The sequence below is a fragment of the Candidatus Ancaeobacter aquaticus genome, from assembly GCA_030765405.1.
Classification (GTDB): domain Bacteria; phylum Auribacterota; class Ancaeobacteria; order Ancaeobacterales; family Ancaeobacteraceae; genus Ancaeobacter; species Ancaeobacter aquaticus.
The window spans coordinates 150,513-172,178 of record JAVCCP010000071.1 but is presented as its reverse complement, the minus strand read 5'-3'; the positions used below and the strand labels follow the sequence as shown (position 1 = coordinate 172,178).

The following is a 21,666-nucleotide window of genomic DNA, read 5'->3' as shown; positions in this document are numbered from 1 at the left end:
CTAAGTAGAGCTACAATAAGTTCAAATTTATTACTTTTGAATTTTTACTTTTAACTTTTTAAGGGGTGTGTATATGCCATTTTATGAATATAGAGCAGTCAATAAGCGCGGAAAAGATGTTGTTGATATTATAGAAGCGGCAACGAATACTGATGCGCTTAATAAGGTCCGTGAATTGGGGCTCTATCCTATTAAAGTGGCTGAGACAACAAAAAAGAGTATGCCGAAAAAGAAAGCGGGAAAATTTTCTTTAAATATGGAGCTCAGTCTTTTTACGAATAAAAGTGTCAAACCCCAGCAACTCGTTATGTTTATTCGGCAGTTTGCGACATTAATTAATGCAGGGTTACCGCTCCTTAAAAGCATCAAGGTGTTATGGGAGCAGCAGAAGGCAGGAACACTGAAAAAAACACTCGAAAACATTACTGATCAAGTTGAAAATGGGAGTACGCTCTCAGAGTCACTTATTAAGCATCCGAATGTTTTCTCAAAGTTATTTATCAATATGGTTCGCGCCGGTGAAGCAGCGGGAGCCATGGATATTGTGCTACTCAGAGTTGCTGATTTTTATGAGAAGAGCTATAAGATAAAAGCAAAAGTTAAATCCGCGCTTATTTATCCCATAATAGTGGTTTGTGCTGCAATTGGAGTGTTGCTCTTTTTGGTGCTCTTTATAATACCGCGCTTTGCTGAAATGTTTAAAGATATGGGCGTAGCGCTGCCGATGCCAACACGGATACTCATAGGTCTTACGAATGCAATGCTCCTGTGGTATACGTGGGTTTTTATAATAGGGTTTTTCGCATTGCTCTTTTTTTTATATTATCTTGTTAAAAGAACCGCTACCGGTAGATACAGGATTGATTATGTGAAGTTGTATTTCCCTATGTTTGGTATTCTTGTGCAAAAAGTTGCCATAGCGCGTTTTGCACGCACATTGGGAACACTTGTCTCAAGTGGCGTTCCTCTTCTAAAGGCTCTTAACATTGTAAAAGACGTTATCGGTAACGATGTTGTTGCAATGGCGGTGAGCAAGGTTTCAGACAGTATTCGGGAAGGGGAGTCAATCGCGGGGCCGTTGAAGCAGCACAAGGTTTTTAGTCCGATCGTTATTAATATGATAGATGTTGGTGAGGAAACGGGAAGACTCGATGAGATGTTAATGAAAATTGCTGATAATTATGATGATGATGTTGATATAGCTATTGGGTCCTTAACCTCTATGTTGGAACCTGTACTTATTATCACTCTGGCATTTATTGTAGGGAGTATAGTAATATCATTATTTTTGCCGCTTGTTTCTCTTATTAGTACTCTTGGAACTGTCTAACAAAGAAAAAAATAAGTAATAATGATTCTTGTTGTAAAGATCGGTATATGTTCTTAGGCGAGTGTTTTCTTGACAGTTGAGAGAGTTTTTTGATACACTCTCTACAATTATTTTATTAAATAACTTAGTGATAAAATGTTAAAGATTTTTTTTCTTATCGATAAAGGAGGAAATATGTCTTTTTTAAAGAACTGCCGAGCTCCGATAGCCGTGATAGTGGCGTATATTGTTTTTGCGCTTGTTACCGGTAGCAATGCGGCCGCTGATGATCTATTCAGTGTTCGTAAAATTTCATATCAAAAAAAGATGACCAGTGTCACCGGTGCATTTTCTTCAGGGCTCGAAGGGTTGGGGAACATTGGTGGAACAGCACATCAGCAATGGGGCGTTATTACTGTTTCTTATGATAGTGAGCCTTCATGGGCAGATGATGTTGATGTAAAATATTATGTGTTAACAAGAGATAAAAGAAAAAAATATCACTTATTTACCGGGCACCAGATATATGTTTCTGTTCCGAAGGGAATCGGTCACGCGGCACAGATTTTTATTCATCCCAATGCGCTTATTAGATACGGGCAGATAAAAAGAATCATGGTTGAAATCTGGTACAAGGGTATCCTTATAACATCCGCGCAATGGCCTACAAAAACCACAAAACGCTGGTGGACACAAGTAAAGGCGATAAATGGGATTTTGAGGCCTCGTTTTATTACTCCGTTTTTACTTGATTATGAAGTAAAGGAAGAAGCAATAAAGGTCCCGACATTATCAGAATAGTAAAAATCGGCTAATTCCGTATGTTTCTTATTTTCCAGAATGGTTATTATTGTAGCGGTATATATATTTGCAAAGATAAAGCGACAGTAATATAAGAGTATTGAGGTACTATGTTTTTATATCAAAACAGAATTATTGGTCTTGACATTGGTGAAAGTGCTCTAAAAATTGTCGAGCTCGAAAAGAAGAGTGGCGAGGTACGACTGCTCAACTATGAGGTTATTGAGTGCGATGATGGTTTAGGAAAAGGCTTAACTGATGATGACCGTCAAAATGCGCTCTTAGAAAAACTCACCAAATTCGTAGACTCAAAAATATTTAGAAATAATTCCTGTATTGTCGGTATTTCAGGCCAAGCGGTCTTTATCCGTTTTGTAAAACTACCTGTAGTGGAAAAAAGAAAGATGGATCAGATTGTGCAGTATGAAGCACAGCAACAGGTTCCGTTTCCTATAGAAGAAGTCAGATGGGATTATCAGCTTTTAGGTAATGGGGCTCTTGAAGAAAGAGACATATTGCTCGTTGCAATAAAGCAGGATATTGTAAGGACGTTAGTTGAAAGCGTATACCAGAATGGGTTAATGCCTGAAGTGATTGATGTGTTACCGCTCTCCTTATATAACTGTTTTGCATACAATGGATTATTAACAGATGAAGCATCTCTTGTTGTTGATATAGGAGCACGGACAACCAACCTGATTGTGACCGGAGGTGATGAACTCTGGATACGGAGTATTCCTATTGCGGGTAATTCCTTAACGCAATGTATTGTCGACGATATGAAAATAAGTGAGCCTGAGGCTGAAAACCTTAAACGATCCGTTGGTTTTGGACAGGGAGAAATACCGGAGCTTCGCGGGGCTATTGAAAGAGGCGCAAGTAGACTTTTTGCAGAAATAAGTCGTTCGCTAGGATATTACAAGTCGCAATTTGGCGGCACCCCCATAAAAAAGGTTTTTATTACCGGTGGCGGGTCCAAGTTGAAAAATATAGAAGAAGCACTGTCAGAACGTTTTAAAATGCCGGTAGAGAAGTTTGATCCTTTACAGAAGATAACTGGCGCGGTTAAGGATGAACAAAAAGCGGGGGCGCTTACTGAAACAAAACATCTTTTGGCCAATGCAATAGGACTTGGATTAAGAGGGATTACCCGTACGGAGCTCTCTGTTAATCTTATTCCTTCTGATATATTGAAGCAAAGAGGATTTGTGAAGAAGTTTGCATATTATGTCGTGACCTTTATAGTTATACTTCTGACACTCTTCTCTGTTCGAGTGTGCTCTACAAAGATTGCTCGTGCGAACATTATCAGAGCAAAAGATCTTTCCTCCTATATCAGCTATATTGAGGTATTGAACACTCATTTTAAGAAAATCAATGACGGGGTAGCAGTTATTAACAATAAGCTGAATATGTTAAATGAGCTTATTTATGATCGTGATCTGTGGCTCCGAATATTTATAGAAATACAGAATGTTATGGCTCCGAACATATGGATAGAAAATATTTCAAGCAATCTTGAGGAACTCAAAGTTGAGACTAAAAAAAACATGCGAAAAAGAAAAGGCAGAAATAAGGGATCAGGCGACAAAGCTATGTTCGAAGAGGTCAGTGTCGTTTATTTGGAGGGTAAAGGTAGGGGGTCTATTGAAAAAGACATCCCCCTGTTTCAGCATGCGCTTGAGAAATCGCCATTATTTAAAGATGTAGAAATAGTATCTGCAGAACTGCGGAATAGTCTTATTAGTTTTGTAATACGTTTAAAACTTCAGAAAAAACAATAGGCTGGTAACGTGAAAAAAATCATAGGCAGCGTAAAAGATATTAATCGCATATATATATTTAAGAAGAAAACGCTTATTGCGATTCTTGTTGTTGGGGCGCTTATTATGAGTATCAGTATCTACTATGCTTTAAGTGGTCTGAACATGAAAAAGAATTCTTGCAAGGAATATGACAGACTGTTTGATAGATTAAATACAGTTGTTGATTTTGGCAAAAGCATCCCGACGATTGATGCTTTAAGAACTTTGGAGAGTGATAAAGTTGTTTTAAAAAAACAATTCAAAGAGCTTGAAAAATCGTTGAGTAAAGGAAAGCCGCCAACGGTTTCCGATCCGATGGAGTTTAAGGGGAAATTATTAAAACTGAGAAGATATTATTTAGATAAATCGATCAAGACGGGGGTAAAGATACCTGATGGTATTGGCTTTGGAGAATTTATTGGAAAAAAAATTCCGGCCTATAAAGAAATTCCGGTGCTTTCAGATCAGTTAGATAAAATATCAATTCTGTTGAATATTGTAATGATAAACGGTGTTCGTGAGATTCTGAGTGTTTCGAGGCATGGTGTTTCACCTCAAAAAGTAACCCCTAAAGACACATCATATTTTTATAATGAATACAAATTTGAAGTCGAATTTGAATCCGATCAGCAGGCACTCGTTGATATCCTTTCAGCTCTTATGACAGCAAAAGAATTCTTCGTAGTCAGAAATATAAATGTAAAATATGTTTCCGAATCAAAATATGTAATCAAATTAGTAATAAGCGGTCTCGTATTTTTATAGAAAATAGATGGTTAAGTTATTCTTTTATGTGACATGTGGCAGGTGAGGTACACAATGAAAAAAATGTCAGTTAGTAGCGAATGGGTAAAAGAGAATTATGAGAAAACACTCTTTTTTGTTTTTTTTGTGCTCTATATCATATTGCTCTGTGTCAACGGTAGCGAGCTACTTACTACGCTGCGAGGGAGCGTAAATTACTTTCCCTACAGCGATAGTATATCAAACAAGAAATATTATGTGGACTTTGATCGTGTTGCGCTTCTGATTGATGAGGTCAAAAATCCACAGGATTTAGCCCTGTATTATAAAAGGGATATATTTACTGAACACAAAGGTGAACCTGTGCAGGTAGAGCGGATAGTTAAAGAGGATGCCGTCGCTAAAGGAGAGCAGTTTAGGCTTGAGAAGATTTTCCGCCAACCGGTAAAACTGCTATTTAAGGGATATATGCAGCTTCCTGGCGGAGTATACAGTATACAGATTAATTGGGGGCGCAAAACGGATTTTAAAAAGATAGGAGAAACTATCAGAGGATACGAAATCCGTAATTTCCAGCAGCGTTTCTTCAATGAAGAGTTACCATCAGGTGTCCAGATAAGAGTTAATAAATCTATAGTGGAAATAAAAAAAGGTGACGGAACCTCGGTTACCCTTGAAAGAGGAAAGTTGATAACCGAAAAAGAGTTGTTTGCTAAATTGTTCGACAGGAAGAAACTAAAGGCAATTACGGTCCATGTTGGTTCTGTGTATGATGGGCATAAAGTTCTTGACATAACTGAGAGAGAAGTGATATTATCCCGGCCAAATGGAGAGAAATTACATTTAAAAAGTGTGAATAGTCAATAAACGAAGGAGATTAAAAGAATGGATAAATCAAGTAAAAGTATCTTGAAGCATTTGGTGTCTCTGTCTGTTTCTGTAGTGATACTTTTTGTATTATCAAGTTTCACCTCAACGGCCGGCGCCAAAACGCTTGTCGAAAATAAGACGGGTAAAACGGGATCAAAAGAATGGTTTGCCCCGAAAGTGAAGGTAAAGCCGACAAACAGGATTGATTTAGCAATAAAGCTGTACAATGAAGGAAAACTTAACGAAGCACTGTCTATTTTCGAAGATATACAGAGAAAAGATCAGCAGAATTATACGGTTAAAAGATATATTAAGAATATCATTGTTGAGAAAAGAAGAGCAGCTGCTCGCGACCAGGCTCTTGTTCAGAAAGACATGGTTCTTGACGTAAGAAGAGCATGGGTTCCGCCGCAATCAAACAGGGGGGAATCAACAGAGGACACATCTTTTGGTGCAAAGAGGGCAAAATCCAAAGAGCGGTTGATTATGGAAGAAAAATCACAGCAAATTATTCCTGAGATCAATTTTAATGACGCGCGTCTTTCAGATGTGATCAATTATCTCTCAAAGATGAGCGGTATCAATATTATCCTTGATGCAGATCTTGTTGCACAAGGAGGACGAGGCAAGGTTGAAGCAATTGATGAAGTAGGTGTTGGTGAAGAAGGAAGATATGAAGGTGCTGGAAGTGGTGGTATAGCTTCAGACCGCGTTACCATCCATCTTAAAAATTTACCGCTTATTGAAGCGCTTAAGTATATTTTACAGTCTAAAGGTTTAAAGTACAGAATTGATGATTATGCAATCCTTGTTTCAACGCCTTCACGCCTAGAGAATGTTGAAATGGAGACAAGATATTATCATCTTTCAAGCGGATCTGGTGTGTTTACATCGATGAGCAGAAAAGAAGTGACCGATGAAGGCGATGAAGCGCTTCTTTCTCGCGGTACTGATGCAGAAACATCAATGACCATGAAAGATGTTCTTGAACAAAGCGGTGTGCCGTTTCCTCCGGGAAGCAAGATCTTTCTTGACCAAAGAACAGGTACGCTTATTGCAAGAAACACCCCAGCAAATTTGGCGATTGTAGAGAAGATTCTTGGGGCACTTGATGTGCCGCCGTTTCAGGTTGCTATAGAAGCAAAGTTTGTTGAGGTTGCAGAAGGAGTGATGCAGGAACTTGGTATCGAAGCGTTCTTGAATCAGAATTTTAATACGAATTATAAATATCGTGGTACAGGGACGGGAACGAATTTGCCAGGTGCAAATAATCCAAGCTCTGCGATTTTGTCTAATACCGGACCAAATTCATCTAATCCTAACCAAGATGCTCGTTTTACTGACGGGCTCAGATTCTTACGAAACATGGCGATTCCTGGTAGTGCCGGTGGTATATATGGATCAACTGGTGGAATATTTAGTTTTGCAACGTTGTCACAGCCACAGATGCAATTTATTTTGCATGCGCTTGATCAATGCGATGTAGCAAATGTTCTTTCCGCTCCAAAGGTAACAACTATCAATAATCAGCAGGCGCGTATCGAAGTGGTCACTGAAGTTATTTATCCGAGCGAGTTTGAGATTACGCCGCCGACAACAAATAATAATGGTAACGTTATTACCCCTGCGGTAGTTATTCCTAGTGCGTTTACAACACGTGACACAGGTATTATTCTTGAAGTGACGCCGAGTGTTGGTGCTGACAGAAAGACCATTAATCTTACTTTGATTCCTGAGGTGAGTGAGCTTGCAAGCTGGATGGATTACGGTATACCTGCGACGTTAAATGCTGCCGGTAACGTTATTGCTAATGCAGTTCCGGTTCTTCAGCCGTTTTTTGAAACACGAAATGTAACAACCAGTGTTATCATAAATGACGGGGAAACGGTCGTTCTCGGTGGTTTAATTAGAGATACCACTATAAGAACCAATGATAAGATCCCTGTTCTCGGCGATTTACCATTTATTGGCAGAGCGTTTAGGGTTGAAGCTGAAATTAGTGAAAAGAGAAATCTTCTTATTTTTGTTACTGCTCACCTTTTAACACCGACCGGTGACAGAATTCGTGATCCTAAATTAAAGAAAACAAAAGTTTTTAATCCGTAAATCTAATTTGTTTATTCCTGCCTCATAACAAACATGAGGCAGGAATAATTCTGAGTAATTTTTCAAAAATACGTGTGATGTCAAAATTATTATCCCGTTATATTTATTCAATTATTCTAGCATATACATTGTGCTCCACTAAGAAGTAAACGTGGCGTACAATCCAATAGATTAAAATTATATAGGTTCTGCTATCTTTTCACAAATTTCCGTGCAGATATACAATAATGAAGAAATGTATCTAAAGAAAAACCTTTAACGTGAGAATCCACAGTATTCGCTATCCTTACATGGAACAACAATGAAACAACCCAAAAAATGTATTCTTATTGACGGTCCCAGCTATGCATACCGTGCTTTTTATGCCATACAGTCCTTGATGAATTCTAAAGGACAGCCGACAAATGCTGTATATGGTTTTGTAAGAATGCTGAGTAAGATTGTTAAGGAAGAAAAACCTGATTACATTGCAGTATGTTTTGACCTGCCAAAACCGACATTCAGGCATATTGAATATGAAGAGTATAAAGCGCATCGCAAGCCGACACCTGACGATCTCGTTGTGCAAATACCAGTTATTAAAGAAGTTATAGATGCCTATGGTATTCCTCTAATTGAACAAGAAGGATATGAAGCAGATGACATTATCGCTACATTGGCGCGTCGTGCAGCCGCGCAAGATATTGAATCGATTATCTTTACCTCGGATAAAGATATGATGCAGATAGTTGATGCTAACGTTAAGATCATGGTAGGAGGAAAAGAGCCGGTTCTCTACGACCGAGATAAGGTAAACGAAAAGTATGGAGTATATCCTGAACAGATTATTGACCTGTTAAGTATGACCGGTGATGTTTCAGACAATATTTCCGGTGTTCCCGGGATAGGGATTAAAACAGCAGGTCGTCTTATTAATGAATACGGCTCTATTGACAAGATGTATTCTCAAATAGATACCATGAAAAACGTTAAAATAAGAGCCAAACTTGTTGAACACAAAGAGACGGTCATGACCAATAGGAATCTTGTACGGTTAATAGATAATGTTGGTCTTACTATAGATATACCTCAATGTCAATATGCCGGGCCGAATAAAGAAAAGCTCGTGTCACTTTTTAAAGAATGCGAGTTTACCGGACTCGTAAATGACATGCTTGAACATACAGTGGTCAAAGATGCTTCGTATGAATGTGTATCCGATAAGAAAAGTTTTGAATCATTTTGTGAAAAGATAAAAGAAGTAACAGGATTTGTTGTAGATACTGAAACGACGCATATTGATCCTATGCAAGCAGAGTTGGTAGGCGCTTCATTTTGCTGGGATGAACATACCGCGTATTATGTATCTCTGGGGAGTGGAATTTCTTTGAGTGATTTTAAGGATAAGCTTACCGCGGTTCTTGAGGACGATACGGTTAAGAAGTATGGCCATAATATTAAATATGATAAGATAGTTCTTTTGAACTCTGGTATTGATCTTAAAGGTGTTTCTTTTGATACGATCATAGCTCATTATTTAATAAATCCTTCAAAGACAAGACATAGTCTGAGTGAAATAGCCCTTGAGTATCTCAATTATAAAATGACTTCTTTGCGAGAGCTTATTGGCACCGGTAAGAATAAAATATCTATTCGTGAGGTAGCCCTTGAAGACATGACGAACTATGCATGTGAAGATGCTCTGATAATATATAAATTGAAGAATATATTTGATGATATTTTACATAAGAAAGACTTGTTCACATTATTTAAGGATATGGAAATACCATTAATAGATGTATTAACAGTAATGGAGTATCAGGGGATAGCCATAGATCAAGAGTTTTTAAGTGATATGGCAAAACATGTTGATGGGACTCTGGATACTCTCACGCAGCGTATATATACACTTGCCGGGGAGGAGTTTAATATTAATTCTCCAAAATCCTTAGCGGTGATCTTGTTTGATAAGTTAAATCTACCATCGAAAAAGAAAACAAAAACAGGGTATTCAACGAATGTTGATGTATTAATGGCACTTGCCCAGTATCATGAGCTCCCGCAGGAAATACTTTCTTATCGGCAACTTGCGAAACTGAAATCGACATACATTGATGTTTTGCCAACTTTGGTTAACGCGAAAACTGGACGGATACACACCTCGTTTAATCAGACGGTTACTGCAACAGGCCGTCTTTCGAGTAGTGATCCAAATCTGCAGAATATACCCGTTAAGACAGATATGGGGCGGGAGATAAGACGCGCATTTGTGCCGCGTGCCGATAGAGGGCAGTGGTATCTTGTTGGTGCCGATTATTCGCAGATCGAATTGCGCATACTTGCGCATCTCTCACAAGATCCTGTGCTTATAAACGCATTTAGAAATAATGTTGATATTCACAGCTATACCGCTGGACTTATTTATGGTGCGGATCCTGAAGCGGTAACGCCAGATATGCGCCGCAGGGCAAAGATTGTTAACTTTGGGATAATCTATGGCATGAGCTCATATGGACTCGCTAAAGATCTTGGGATGAAAGAAGGCGAAGCAAAGGAATTTATTAATCAGTATTTCCAGCGATATGTGGGAGTGGATAACTATATTAAAGATACTATTAAAAAAGCGCGCAAAGATAAGTATGTAAAAACGTTGTTTAATAGAAAGCGGTATATTCCTGAAATAACGAGTGCAAATTTCACGATAAGAACGTTTAGTGAACGTACCGCGGTGAATACTCCCATACAGGGAACAGCATCTGATATTATCAAGCTTGCGATGATAGAACTCAGTAAAATTATTATGAAAGAAAAATTAGAGAGCAGAATGCTCTTGCAGATACACGATGAACTTGTTTTTGAAGTGCCGGAAAAGGAGTGCGAAGAATTTATGCACACTGTTACCCATGTTATGGAAGAAGTAGTGCATCTTGATGTGCCCATAACAGTCGATATTGCGTCAGGAAAGAATTGGGCCCAAATATAAACGGAGAAATATTCGTGGTTCTTACAGGAACGACAAAAAAGATAATTATTGGGGTTCTTCTTGTTACGATCTATTTAATTGCTGTGTACTCGCGGTATGAAATAGCTCACTATCAAGGATCGCAGAGTGGCACAGTGCTTCCGTTTACGTTGGAAAGTGCCCTGCTCTATAACTATGCAGACACCATTTCACGGGGTGAGACTGTTCCCGATAATGACATTAAGGCGCAGTATCCGGAAGGACTGAATGTCAGACAGCGCCTTTCACTTAGCCAAGAATATGTAATGGGAACTCTTTATAGATTGTTTTTTAAAAGTGCAATAGGATTTCATGATTTTATTAGGCTCTACAGCGCTTTGTTTTTCTCATTGTCAATATGTGCGGTATATTTGCTCGTGTATAGCCTCACCGAAAATGCATTTGCAGGCGTTCTATCAGCGCTCTTTTACGCGGTATGCATTCCGTGTGTTATCCGGTCGACCGGACAGGAGATTATGGGAGAGAATTGCGGTCTGCCTTTATTCTTTTTCCATATGTGGGCACTGACAATGTCTATAAAAATGAATGAGTATACTGTTAAAAAATGGCTTTATGCGCTTTGTGCAGCTGGATTTTTAGCATTAAGCTTGGTGTGTTGGGATATGATGCAAATATACATTTATATTTTTGTTCTTTTTGTAACGATACTGTTTTTTACGTCGGGAAAGTATTATCATTTTGCATTCTCTTTTTGTGTGTGTATAGCAGGTCTCGTTGTAGCGGGTCTGGCCAATCCCTATCTGAGATGGCATGAGTATCTATGGAGCTATCCCATGGTGGTGGGATACTCACTGATTATTATGACGCCTTTTACAAGAAGCAACTACGTGATAACCCGATTGAGAAAATTGTGTTTTATCTTGATAGTGCTCGCAGCTATATATATATCGTATTGTGTAACACTCTACGGGGACCATTACGGCCATTTTATGCAGCTTTTTTGGTATAAAATAAGGTTCTGGAATACAAAACCTATTGACCCGTTACTGTTACCCTATACGGTAAGAAGCCTATGGGTGCCGGCTCTTCATTCTGTTGGGATAAAAGATGCTCTACGGTTTTTTGCATCAATGGTACCGTTAGTATTTGTCTCATGGTGTTTTCTTGTATATGAGGTTTCGAAAAAGCGATTGCCGGTGGCATGGTTGTTTATACTGACACTGACAGCATTATTTATTCCACTCTATATTCTTTTTTCTCGTATAGAGGTATTTGTCGCATATTTTTCCTGTATTCTTATTGGTGGAGTATATGCGCTGGGTACAAAGTATTTTCCGCGACTGAAGTATGTACTGTTGGTCATTCTTGGTTTGTGCTTTTTGTATGAGGCTGATAGAACGTATGCGGGTTTGCCGCAGTGGGGAAGAAATGTCAACTATCCGGCTCTTGTCAGTCTCACAAATTGGATAGAGGCACGAACTCCAGCTGATTCTGTATGTCTTGCAACGTTTGGCTTATCTCCATCACTGCTTGCATACGGTAAACGGGCAATTGTGCTTCACCCGAAATATGAGGATGCTGCAATACGTAAAAAAGTAAAGGAATATGACACAATGATCTTCAGTACATCTGAAGACGATTTTTATAAGATCTGTAAAAAATATGATGTAACCCATTATATCCATTCTCGGGGAACATTTACTGATCGATCGATAAATGGAAGACGGTATTTAGCTGGGGTTATGCAACCCTCGTATAAAACAAACGCCTATAAATTTGAGATTGCTCCACTTCTCTTAACAAAATATAGGAAACTGTACGAAAATGATGGATATTTGGTGTATAAGATAGTTGATGGGGCTGATGTAGCCGAAGCGGGAGACCTTTATGCAGACGCCAATAGAAAAATTGCTAATGGGAACCTAAAAGATGCAATCGGGGATCTTGTTAAAGCGATTACTATTAATCCGGGATTGTTAAAGGCGCATGCTCGTCTCATATATGCATATTCTGCTTCAGGAGATGAAGAAATGGCCCGTCGGGTAGCGACAATAATGTTCAGTAAGATGGGGATTCGTAAGATTGAGACACAACAAAAGAAAGAATGACTCTTAATAAAAGGTGAACGGATCATGAAAAATAAGGCTGTAATCATAGGATTGACCGGAGGCTATGGGGCAGGAAAAAGTACTGTCTCAGCGATTATGCAAGAGTGCGGTTGGTGCATTATTGATGCAGATGAAATAGCGCGAAATGCCCTTATTCCTAAAACAAAAGTTTATAACCAAATCGTTGATCATTTTGGGGTAGCAATTCTTGCAAATGAGAAAACGATTGATAGAAAAAAACTTGCTGAAATAGTTTTTAATGATAAAAGACAATTAGAATATCTCAACGCTGTTGTGCATCCTATTGTTATAAGAAAAATAAAAAAGATAATAAAAGAAAATTTAAACGAAAGGAATAGATTGCCTGTAGTGATCAGCGCTCCCTTGCTCTGTGAAGCGGGAATGCAGAATATGTGTGATTTTATTGTTGTGATAAAAATAAAGAAGGAGGTGCAGGTTAAAAGATGTAGAACGTCAAAAGGTGAATCAGTAACTGGTATCAGAAAGAGGATGGCTATGCAGATGCCTCTTGCAGAAAAATTACAGTATGCCGATTTTGTTATCGATAATAACGGATCAAAGAAACATACGCGCAGTCAAGTATGTGCACTCACAGAAGAAGTGCAATGCAGAATATATAGAAATAAAAATAATTAATAGGTAAATATTTTATAGAGGAGGATTTATGCCTAGAGAAAAAAGTGTAAGTAAGGGGAGTGAAAAACCTGTTGCATCGGAAGAAAGCAGTGAAAAGAGAGTAAGTGATACGAATGGTTCTTCAAGTGAAGGAATAAAGATCAATGTTACACAGCTCCAGAATAAAAGGATGACTGATCTTGCCAAAATGGCAAAAGAGCTTGGGATCGAATATATAAGCAGTAAGAAAAAACATGATCTTATTTTTGAGATTCTTAAAGTAAATGCATTGAAGAATGGGCTTATGTATGGCGAAGGTGTATTAGAGGTCCTTCCGGATGGATTTGGTTTTTTAAGATCTCCAAATTATAATTATCTTCCTTGCCCGGAAGATATATATGTAAGTCCATCACAAATAAGGAAATTTAGTCTCAAAACAGGAGATACCGTAAGCGGAGAGATTCGGCCGCCGAAAGATAAAGAACGATATTTTGCTCTCTTAAAAGTACAGGGGATCAATTTTCAGGATACAGAAAAAGCAAAAGACATTATCTTGTTTGAGAATTTAACGCCACTGTATCCAGATGAACGCTATGTGCTTGAAACTAAAGGTGATGATCCGTCGATGCGCATAATGGATCTATTGACACCGGTTGGTAAAGGCCAGAGGGGACTTATTGTTGCTCCGCCGCGAACCGGAAAAACAATGCTTTTGCAAAAGATTGCTAACAGCGTTGCGGTAAACACACCGACTGCTAAGTTAATAGTACTTTTAATTGACGAGCGTCCGGAAGAAGTTACCGATATGGAGCGGTCTGTGCGCGGCGAAGTTATAAGCTCAACGTTTGATGAGCCGCCTGAAAGACACGTTCAGGTTGCTGAAATGGTGATTGAAAAAGCAAAGCGTTTAGTTGAAACTGGTGTTGATGTAATTATTTTACTCGATAGCTTGACGCGTTTAGCGCGCGCGTACAATACCGTGCAGCCTCATAGCGGTAAAATATTATCAGGTGGTGTTGACTCTAATGCGTTACATAAACCAAAGAGATTTTTTGGTGCAGCACGAAATATTGAAGAAGGTGGAAGCTTAACCATCATGGCTACAGCACTTATTGATACAGGCAGCAGAATGGATGAAGTGATATTCGAGGAGTTTAAAGGAACGGGAAATATGGAGCTCAACCTTGATAGACGACTTGTTGATAAGAGAATATTCCCCGCGATAGATATGTTGAGATCAGGGACACGTAAAGAAGAGCTTCTCTTAGGAAGTGATGATTTGAATAAAATATGGCTGTTAAGAAAAGCATTAAGCTCAATGAATCCGGTTGAAGCAATGGAACTTATTGTTGAGAAAGTTCGTAAAACCAAGTCAAATGCTGATTTTCTTAAGTCTATGAATTTCTAGCATGATGGGTGGTAGTGTGTGCTCCTTGGTAGTATTGGAGTGCGCACCGAGCACTTCTGTGTTCCTTGATAGTATGGGGGAGGATTATGTTTCGTAAAGAAAACATACGATCATTCATAGATAAGAATGCATTCAGATTAGTTGTTCTTTGTGTGCTTATATATGTAGTTTATTTTTCTTGGGCGAGCATTTGGCGGTACAGTCATTTTGATTTTGAGAGTTTTGATCTTGCTATCGGTAACCAGGTTCTCTGGAATATTCTCCATGGATCAATGGAGTGCTCTATAAGAGGTGGGAATTTTCTTGGCGATCATTTTAGGCCGATCTATTATCTGTACCTTCCCTTCTATATGCTTTTTCCTGATCCGCGAAACATATTAGTTTTACAGAGTATTGTGCTTGCATGTGGAGCATTTCCGGTTTTTCTTATAGGTTCATTAAGATGCGGGCGGATCTTTGGCCTTCTTTTTGCCGGCATGTATCTTTTTAACCCAATAGTTGGATATATAAATCTATTTGAATTCCACCCTGAGGTTGCGGTAGCGCCACTGCTTTTGTTTGCAATATATTTCTTTTATAAAAACCAGTTTAAAGCATTCATGTGCTTTATTGTTCTTGCCCTATGCTGCAAAGAAAATGTGTCTTTTATTGTTTTTCTATTCGGTTTCTGGGTTATTGCGGCAAAGAAAAGTGTTAAATGGTATCTCGGGACATTTCTATTGAGTGCGGCGTGGTTTTTGATAAGCTTTAAAATAATAATCCCATTTTTTAATAAGGGTAATTATTCATATTTCTTGCTGTATGATTATTTGGGATCATCGTTTACTGAGATGGTCCGCACTATGGTTACTCAGCCTTTAACGGTGATCAAGGTACTAACTTTATTCCCAAACCTCAAGTATCTATCAAATGTGTTTATACAGTTTGGCTACTTATCTCTTTTTTCACCTTTTGTATTGCTCCCGGCGTTACCCATATTTCTTCAGATAATGCTTTCTTTTGCCCGTGGGGTGCCGCAGATCTATACACATTATAATGCACTCTTGCTTCCCTTTTTATTTACAGGAATGATAATCACGGTGGATAAGATCGTACGGTTAACAGGGGGTGCTGAACCTCACGGTAAAAGAACATATGTAAAAAAAATCCTGACTGTGTATCTTATCTCGATTGCTCTTTTTACTAACTGGTATTATGGACCCCATATGAATCTACCAAAAAAACACGCATTATTTGATGATGACGATATGGTGATAGTGAGAAACAAGATTGTTTCGAATATACCAGCCGGTGCTGAGTGTGTTGCTACGTTTGATTTATTGCCTGTGCTATCATCTAGAGAGGGACTGTATTCGTTTCATTATATTTATTGGGGTTTTGACCAGTTAACGCAAAAACAATTTGTTTTACCGGACAAGGTGATGTATGCGGCAATAAATTTTGATGATACAAATATTTTTTGGGCTACTTTTTCACCGGTTGGGGATAGCAACATGCGCCGGTTTTTTGATGATGGCAAATGGAAAGTGATCGAAGGGGCTAATTCGTGTTTTCTCTTTAGGAAACAGGCGCGAAGTGGTGATTATCTCTACAGTGTCGTTAATGAGCCGTCAATACAGTATCCGCTTATTGTTCAGTTAAATCCGAGGATAATATGTATGGGCTTTGATATTAATAGTACTGCCGTCATCCCTGGTAATGTGCTCACGTTTAAAACATATCTTGGTCAAAACAATCCGCATCTTGCAGGGGCCAAGGTTGTGGAGAATGTGAACTATGGGATGTATACCCAGCTAGTTGATCGTGAAGGTACTGTTGTTTTAGAGTATAAAAGACCGATTTGTTATGGTGTGTACCCGAATATTAAGTGGAAAACTGATGAGGTTGTGCGAGAGCTTAATATGCTCTATGTTCCCTTAGAGGTGCCTCCGGGTACGTATGCCTTAAAGATAGGCACATATAAGTCTAAGGTCATTTCTGATGCAATGCCGGTGAAAAAAAACATTGATGAAGTAATAGTGAAGTATCCACCGGTAGAATTGACAATAATTAATGTATTACCGAAAAAAGACAACAAATAATGGCTATGGGTTACTTTACACACCCTAGAGTATTGTTGTAAAGTATTGAAAAAACAATATACTATAAAAAAACCTTGTGTTTTTTTGCGGTTTATACTAATATAGCCCCCTTTTAAAGTGGAGGTAACAGAATAATGAAAAAGAAGATTCATCCAAAATACTTTGATACAACTATTTCCTGCGCGTGCGGGGAGGTTGTTCAAACCAGGTCAACTGTAGAGGGTATTCACGTAGGAATATGCTCTAAGTGCCATCCGTTCTTTACTGGACAACAAAAATTTGTTGATACTGCTGGTCGTGTTGAAAGATACAATAAACGTTATGGTGTTAAGTAATTCATTGTAATCGCCTGTAGTATACTCACTTTCTTAACCTGCAGAATTTCCTAATGTGTGCATAGTGTGTACGTGTGCTATGCTTGCTTTTAATGTGCATATATACCTAGTATTGCGTTACTTGTATTGCATTCGCAATAGGGATATGTGTGGCAAAATGTAGTATGTTTATGTATAGGATAGAAAAATGCTTCAGAAACTAAAACATTGTCAGTCGCGGTTAGAAGAGCTGGAAAAATTATTAAGCGATCCGGCCATTATCGCACATAATAGTAATTACAAGGAATACTCCAAAGAACATTCTCAGCTGCAAATAGTTGTTCAGAAATATCATGAATATGATATTTTATTGAAAGAAACGCAGGCAAATGAAGATTTATTGAAGGAAGAACAAGCCGATCAGGAATTCTTATCTTTGGTAAGAGCTGAAAACGATAATCTAGCCGAGAGACGGATAATTATTGAACAAGAGTTACAGGTTTTACTCATACCAAAAGATAAAAATGACGATAAAAATATTATTGTTGAAATCAGAGCGGGAACCGGTGGAGAAGAAGCGGCACTTTTTGCAGCGGAGCTTTTTAGGATGTATTCTAAATATGCCGAGAAACATGGTTTAAAAGTTGAAACTTTGGATACAAATATGACGGGTCTTAAAGGTGTTAAAGAAGTGATATTTTCGTTATCGGGAAATGATGTGTACAGAAAATTTAAGTATGAGAGCGGCACGCATAGGGTTCAACGTGTACCTGTCACAGAAGCTGGCGGAAGAATACATACCTCAGCAATCACGGTAGCGGTACTCCCTGAAATAGATGCGATAGATGTAGATATTAGCCCGAATGATTTGAGAGTTGATGTATTTAGAGCTTCCGGACCGGGCGGGCAGAGTGTTAACACGACTGATTCAGCTGTGAGAATAACACATTTACCTACGGGTATTGTTGTCCAGTGTCAGGATGAGAAATCACAGCATAAAAACAAGGATAAAGCGATGCGTGTTTTAAGGGCGCGTATTTACGATAAGTTAACACAAGAAGAACATGCAAAACTATCAAAAAACAGAAAAGAGCAGGTTGGGTCAGGGGATAGGAGCGAGAAAATAAGAACATATAACTATCCGCAGAGCCGTGTTACTGATCATCGTGCCGGAGTTACCTTGCACAATTTGAGTGAATTTCTTGAAGGTGAAATAGACGAGATGATTACTGCATTAATAAATAAAGACATTGAAACAAAGTTAAAACATATAGAATCATAGTATCATTCCGCAATCCTAGAGGTGCCTAGTAGTGAAAGAATGTAATACAATACGTGATCTTTTAGAGATAGGGAAGGCAAGCTTTTCCGAAAATAATATTCAAAATCCTCGATTGAATATTGAATGTATTTTAGAGTATAGGCTGAACATTAAGAGGTTGGACTTACATCTTCATCACGATACAGTCGTTAATGATGGGAAGTATTTACATATACAAAATGATATAGACAGACGATTAAAGCACGAACCTCTTCAGTACATTGTTGGAAGCAGTGGTTTTTACGGGCTTGATCTTGTTGTTAACAAGGATTGTTTTATTCCCCGGCCGGAAACAGAAGTGCTGGTCGGGCATATTTTAGAGTGGTGTGTAAAACATCCAGCTCGTGATTTCCATATTTGTGATATTGGAACGGGATCCGGCAATATTGCTATTAGCTTGGCAAATAATATTAAAAACGCGCATGTCAGTGCTGTTGATATATCGCCTGAAACGATACGGGTTGTTCTCAAGAATGTTGAAAAAAATTGCGTAAGTGGTAGTGTGCAGTGCATTGTTGGAGATGTATTTAGTTGGTGCAATGATAATACGTGTTTTGATATTATCGTCTCCAATCCGCCATATATACGTCCAGGAGAATTTGCGACACTGCCTGATGAAGTGGCTGCGTATGAGCCCCGCAGAGCATTAACCACAAAAGATGATGATGGGCTTGAGTTTTATAAACGCATAATAGATAAAGGCTTGCACTATTTGCGTGCTGGAGGTTTGTGTGCTTTCGAAGTAGGGGATGAGGCTCAAATGCGAGATGTCGAAAAACTGTTTAAAAAAAATGGATTATATAGTAATATTACTGCTTTCAAGGATTACAATGAACTCGACAGAGTTATTGTTGCCCAGAAGAAATAACAGGCTGGACTAAAATATATGGATAAAATAATTGTACGTGGCGGTAAAAGGCTAAAAGGGACAGTAACGATCAGTGGATCAAAAAATGCGTCGCTTCCCATTTTGGCTGCTACTATTTTAGGTGACACGCCATCGCTTATTAAGAATGTGCCGTCATTGTCAGATATCAGCACTATGGTGCAGATATTAGAATTTTTGGGAGCACGGGTAACCTATCCGGGCGAAGGGCAGATTTTGGTCGATCCTTCCGGGTTGAATCATTTTGTTGCCCCATATGATCTTGTTCGTAAAATGAGGGCTTCTATATGTGTTTTAGGTCCACTACTAGGAAGATTTAATAAGGCGAAGATATCGATGCCCGGAGGATGTGTTATTGGTACTCGTCCGATTGATCTACATTTAAAAGGCATCAAGGAACTGAATGTAAAAGCTGAAGTTTCTAGCGGCTATGTAATGGTTAAAACAACAGGACTCAAGGGTGCAGATGTCTTCTTGGGTGGTCGGTTTGGTTCAAGCGTGCTTGCAACGGCAAATATTATGATGGCGGCAGTGAAAGCAAAAGGAACGACCATTATCGAAAGTGCAGCATGTGAACCTGAGCTCGTTGATCTAGCAGAATTTCTAAAGAAAATGGGAGCTCATATTGAAGGTGTGGGATCTCATAGGATAAAGATAAAAGGTGTAAAAAAGTTAAACGGTGCTCGTCATAGTGTTATTCCTGATAGAATTGAAGCGGGAACGTATATGCTGGCATCTGCGATCACACAAGGTGATGTTTGCATACGCGGCGCACGTGTTGATCATTTACATGCGGTTATCGACAAATTAAAAGAGGCAGGAGTATCAGTACAGAAGTCAGCGAAAGATATCCGTGTCACGGCAAATCGGGAACTTAAAGTGGTTGATGTCATTACATTGCCCTATCCTGGTTTTCCTACTGATTTGCAGGCGCAGATGATGGCGCTCATGACAGTAACAAATGGAATCAGCGTCATTACTGAGAAAATATATCCTGAACGATATATGCATGTGCCCGAATTAAATCGAATGGCTGCAAACGTAGCTATTGAAGGGGCAAGCGCGATTATTAAGGGGGTACCTTTACTTTCCGGAGCACCGGTTATGGCATCAGATTTACGGGCATCTGCCGCATTGGTTTTAGCAGGGCTTGTTGCCAAAGGTGAGACGGAGATCCACCGTGTATACCACATTGATCGTGGATATGAGGGTATTGAAAAAAAGCTTAGTAGATTAGGTGCACATATTAAAAGAGTAGAATAGATGTTAATACGTTAATGAATGGAGGGGAAGATGGCAGTAGTAATAAGACTAAGAAGGCTGGGGTGCAATAAGAAGCCTACATACAGACTTGTTGTGTGTGATTCTCGTAAACCTCGTCAGGGTTCGTTTCTTGAAAAAGTCGGGTTATATGAGCCGCTGAAAGAAAAAGATACGATTAATTTTGATAAAGAAAGAATTATACATTGGCTTGGTGTTGGGGCTCAACCATCAGAGAATGTGAAGCCATTGTTAAGAAAGTGTGGTATTCTGGCTGAATGGAGAGAAATTCAGAAAAAATCAAAAAGTGTAAAAGAAAAGAAACAAGAAAAGTAAAACGGGCACGATTACTTATTGATGTACTGTCGCTTTTCCCGAATATGTGTAACGGGCCGTTGCATGAAAGTATTATCGGTAAGGCTCTTTCTGCGGGAATCATTGATGTAAAGCTGCATAATATACGGGATTACGCGGAAGGGAAGCATAAAATAACTGATGATAGGCCCTATGGCGGAGGACCGGGAATGGTCATGAAGCCTGAGCCGATTTATAATGCTGTATCGGTGTTGCGTAAGAAAAAAACGAAGGTAATACTTCTTACTCCTGAAGGAGAAACATTTTGCCAGCCTTGCGCTGAAGAACTATCGAAAGAAACACATTTGATTTTTATTTGTGGGCATTATGAAGGATTTGATGAAAGAGTCAAAAGTGTTGTCGATAAAGAGATTTCAATAGGCGATTATGTTTTAACCAATGGAGCTCTTGCGGCAATGGTTGTTGTCGACACGGTCGCACGATTGATTCCCGGCGTTGTTGGGTGCGAAGAATCGATTAAGCAGGATTCGTTCAGTGATGCTCTCTTGGATTGGCCGCATTATACAAGGCCTGAGGTTTTTCGAGGGGAAAAAGTTCCTCGTGTATTGCTTTCGGGAGATCACAAGAAAATTGAGTCGTGGAGACGCCAGCAGGCCATAAAAAGAACCGTGGAAAAGGAAAATAAATTAAATATTTCTGTTAAAAGAAGAAATAAAACTATATAACTATAAGGAATAATAGAAGAAAAGAAGAGGAGCGAA

The 21,666-nt window shown here is 38.9% G+C and carries 17 protein-coding genes; all 17 read left to right on the top strand.

Translation table 11 applies throughout. From position 1 onward, the window contains the following. Nucleotides 1-73 precede the first annotated feature (73 nt). Nucleotides 74-1,330 carry a type II secretion system F family protein gene (locus P9M13_10105; protein ID MDP8263635.1) on the top strand — a complete coding sequence of 419 codons (1,257 nt, stop codon included), beginning with the start codon at nt 74-76 and terminating at the stop codon, nt 1,328-1,330. A gap of 174 nt (nt 1,331-1,504) precedes the next feature. Next, nucleotides 1,505-2,110, top strand: coding sequence for a hypothetical protein (locus tag P9M13_10100; GenBank protein MDP8263634.1), 606 nt, complete (start codon nt 1,505-1,507; stop codon nt 2,108-2,110). 110 nt (nt 2,111-2,220) lie between these two features. Continuing rightward, a complete protein-coding gene (gene pilM, locus P9M13_10095) occupies nt 2,221-3,894 on the top strand; it encodes a type IV pilus assembly protein PilM (protein MDP8263633.1) in 1,674 nt (557 codons plus the stop codon). A 9-nt stretch (nt 3,895-3,903) separates the two neighbouring features. Continuing rightward, nucleotides 3,904-4,680: an Amuc_1100 family pilus-like protein gene (locus tag P9M13_10090; GenBank protein MDP8263632.1), complete on the top strand. Its 777-nt coding sequence runs from the start codon at nt 3,904-3,906 to the stop codon at nt 4,678-4,680. Nucleotides 4,681-4,734: 54 nt separating this feature from the next. After that, nucleotides 4,735-5,526, top strand: a complete 792-nt coding sequence (locus P9M13_10085; GenBank protein MDP8263631.1) for a hypothetical protein — start codon at nt 4,735-4,737, stop codon at nt 5,524-5,526. Nucleotides 5,527-5,544: 18 nt separating this feature from the next. After that, nucleotides 5,545-7,635 (top strand): hypothetical protein, encoded by a 2,091-nt coding sequence (locus tag P9M13_10080; GenBank protein ID MDP8263630.1) that lies wholly within the window; start codon nt 5,545-5,547, stop codon nt 7,633-7,635. Between the two features lie 301 nt (nt 7,636-7,936). Further along, entirely contained in the window at nt 7,937-10,597 is a 2,661-nt protein-coding gene (polA, locus tag P9M13_10075; GenBank protein MDP8263629.1) for a DNA polymerase I, read from the top strand. Between the two features lie 14 nt (nt 10,598-10,611). Next, a complete protein-coding gene (locus P9M13_10070) occupies nt 10,612-12,684 on the top strand; it encodes a hypothetical protein (protein MDP8263628.1) in 2,073 nt (690 codons plus the stop codon). Nucleotides 12,685-12,708: 24 nt separating this feature from the next. Further along, nucleotides 12,709-13,341 carry a dephospho-CoA kinase gene (coaE, locus tag P9M13_10065; GenBank protein MDP8263627.1) on the top strand — a complete coding sequence of 211 codons (633 nt, stop codon included), beginning with the start codon at nt 12,709-12,711 and terminating at the stop codon, nt 13,339-13,341. A gap of 139 nt (nt 13,342-13,480) precedes the next feature. Further along, complete coding sequence (gene rho / locus P9M13_10060; protein MDP8263626.1) at nt 13,481-14,728, top strand: transcription termination factor Rho; 1,248 nt, start codon at nt 13,481-13,483, stop codon at nt 14,726-14,728. 86 nt (nt 14,729-14,814) lie between these two features. Further along, nucleotides 14,815-16,809: a DUF2079 domain-containing protein gene (locus P9M13_10055; GenBank protein MDP8263625.1), complete on the top strand. Its 1,995-nt coding sequence runs from the start codon at nt 14,815-14,817 to the stop codon at nt 16,807-16,809. 134 nt (nt 16,810-16,943) lie between these two features. Continuing rightward, nucleotides 16,944-17,144 (top strand): 50S ribosomal protein L31, encoded by a 201-nt coding sequence (gene rpmE, locus P9M13_10050; GenBank protein MDP8263624.1) that lies wholly within the window; start codon nt 16,944-16,946, stop codon nt 17,142-17,144. A 187-nt stretch (nt 17,145-17,331) separates the two neighbouring features. After that, nucleotides 17,332-18,405 (top strand): peptide chain release factor 1, encoded by a 1,074-nt coding sequence (prfA, locus tag P9M13_10045; GenBank protein ID MDP8263623.1) that lies wholly within the window; start codon nt 17,332-17,334, stop codon nt 18,403-18,405. A 31-nt stretch (nt 18,406-18,436) separates the two neighbouring features. Next, nucleotides 18,437-19,312, top strand: a complete 876-nt coding sequence (prmC, locus tag P9M13_10040) for a peptide chain release factor N(5)-glutamine methyltransferase (GenBank protein ID MDP8263622.1) — start codon at nt 18,437-18,439, stop codon at nt 19,310-19,312. Nucleotides 19,313-19,330: 18 nt separating this feature from the next. Further along, entirely contained in the window at nt 19,331-20,593 is a 1,263-nt protein-coding gene (gene murA / locus P9M13_10035) for a UDP-N-acetylglucosamine 1-carboxyvinyltransferase (GenBank protein MDP8263621.1), read from the top strand. A 30-nt stretch (nt 20,594-20,623) separates the two neighbouring features. Continuing rightward, a complete protein-coding gene (gene rpsP, locus P9M13_10030; GenBank protein ID MDP8263620.1) occupies nt 20,624-20,926 on the top strand; it encodes a 30S ribosomal protein S16 in 303 nt (100 codons plus the stop codon). Beyond that, nucleotides 20,869-21,630: a tRNA (guanosine(37)-N1)-methyltransferase TrmD gene (gene trmD, locus P9M13_10025; protein ID MDP8263619.1), complete on the top strand. Its 762-nt coding sequence runs from the start codon at nt 20,869-20,871 to the stop codon at nt 21,628-21,630. The genes rpsP and trmD overlap by 58 nt, the downstream gene beginning before the upstream one ends. Nucleotides 21,631-21,666: the final 36 nt, after the last annotated feature.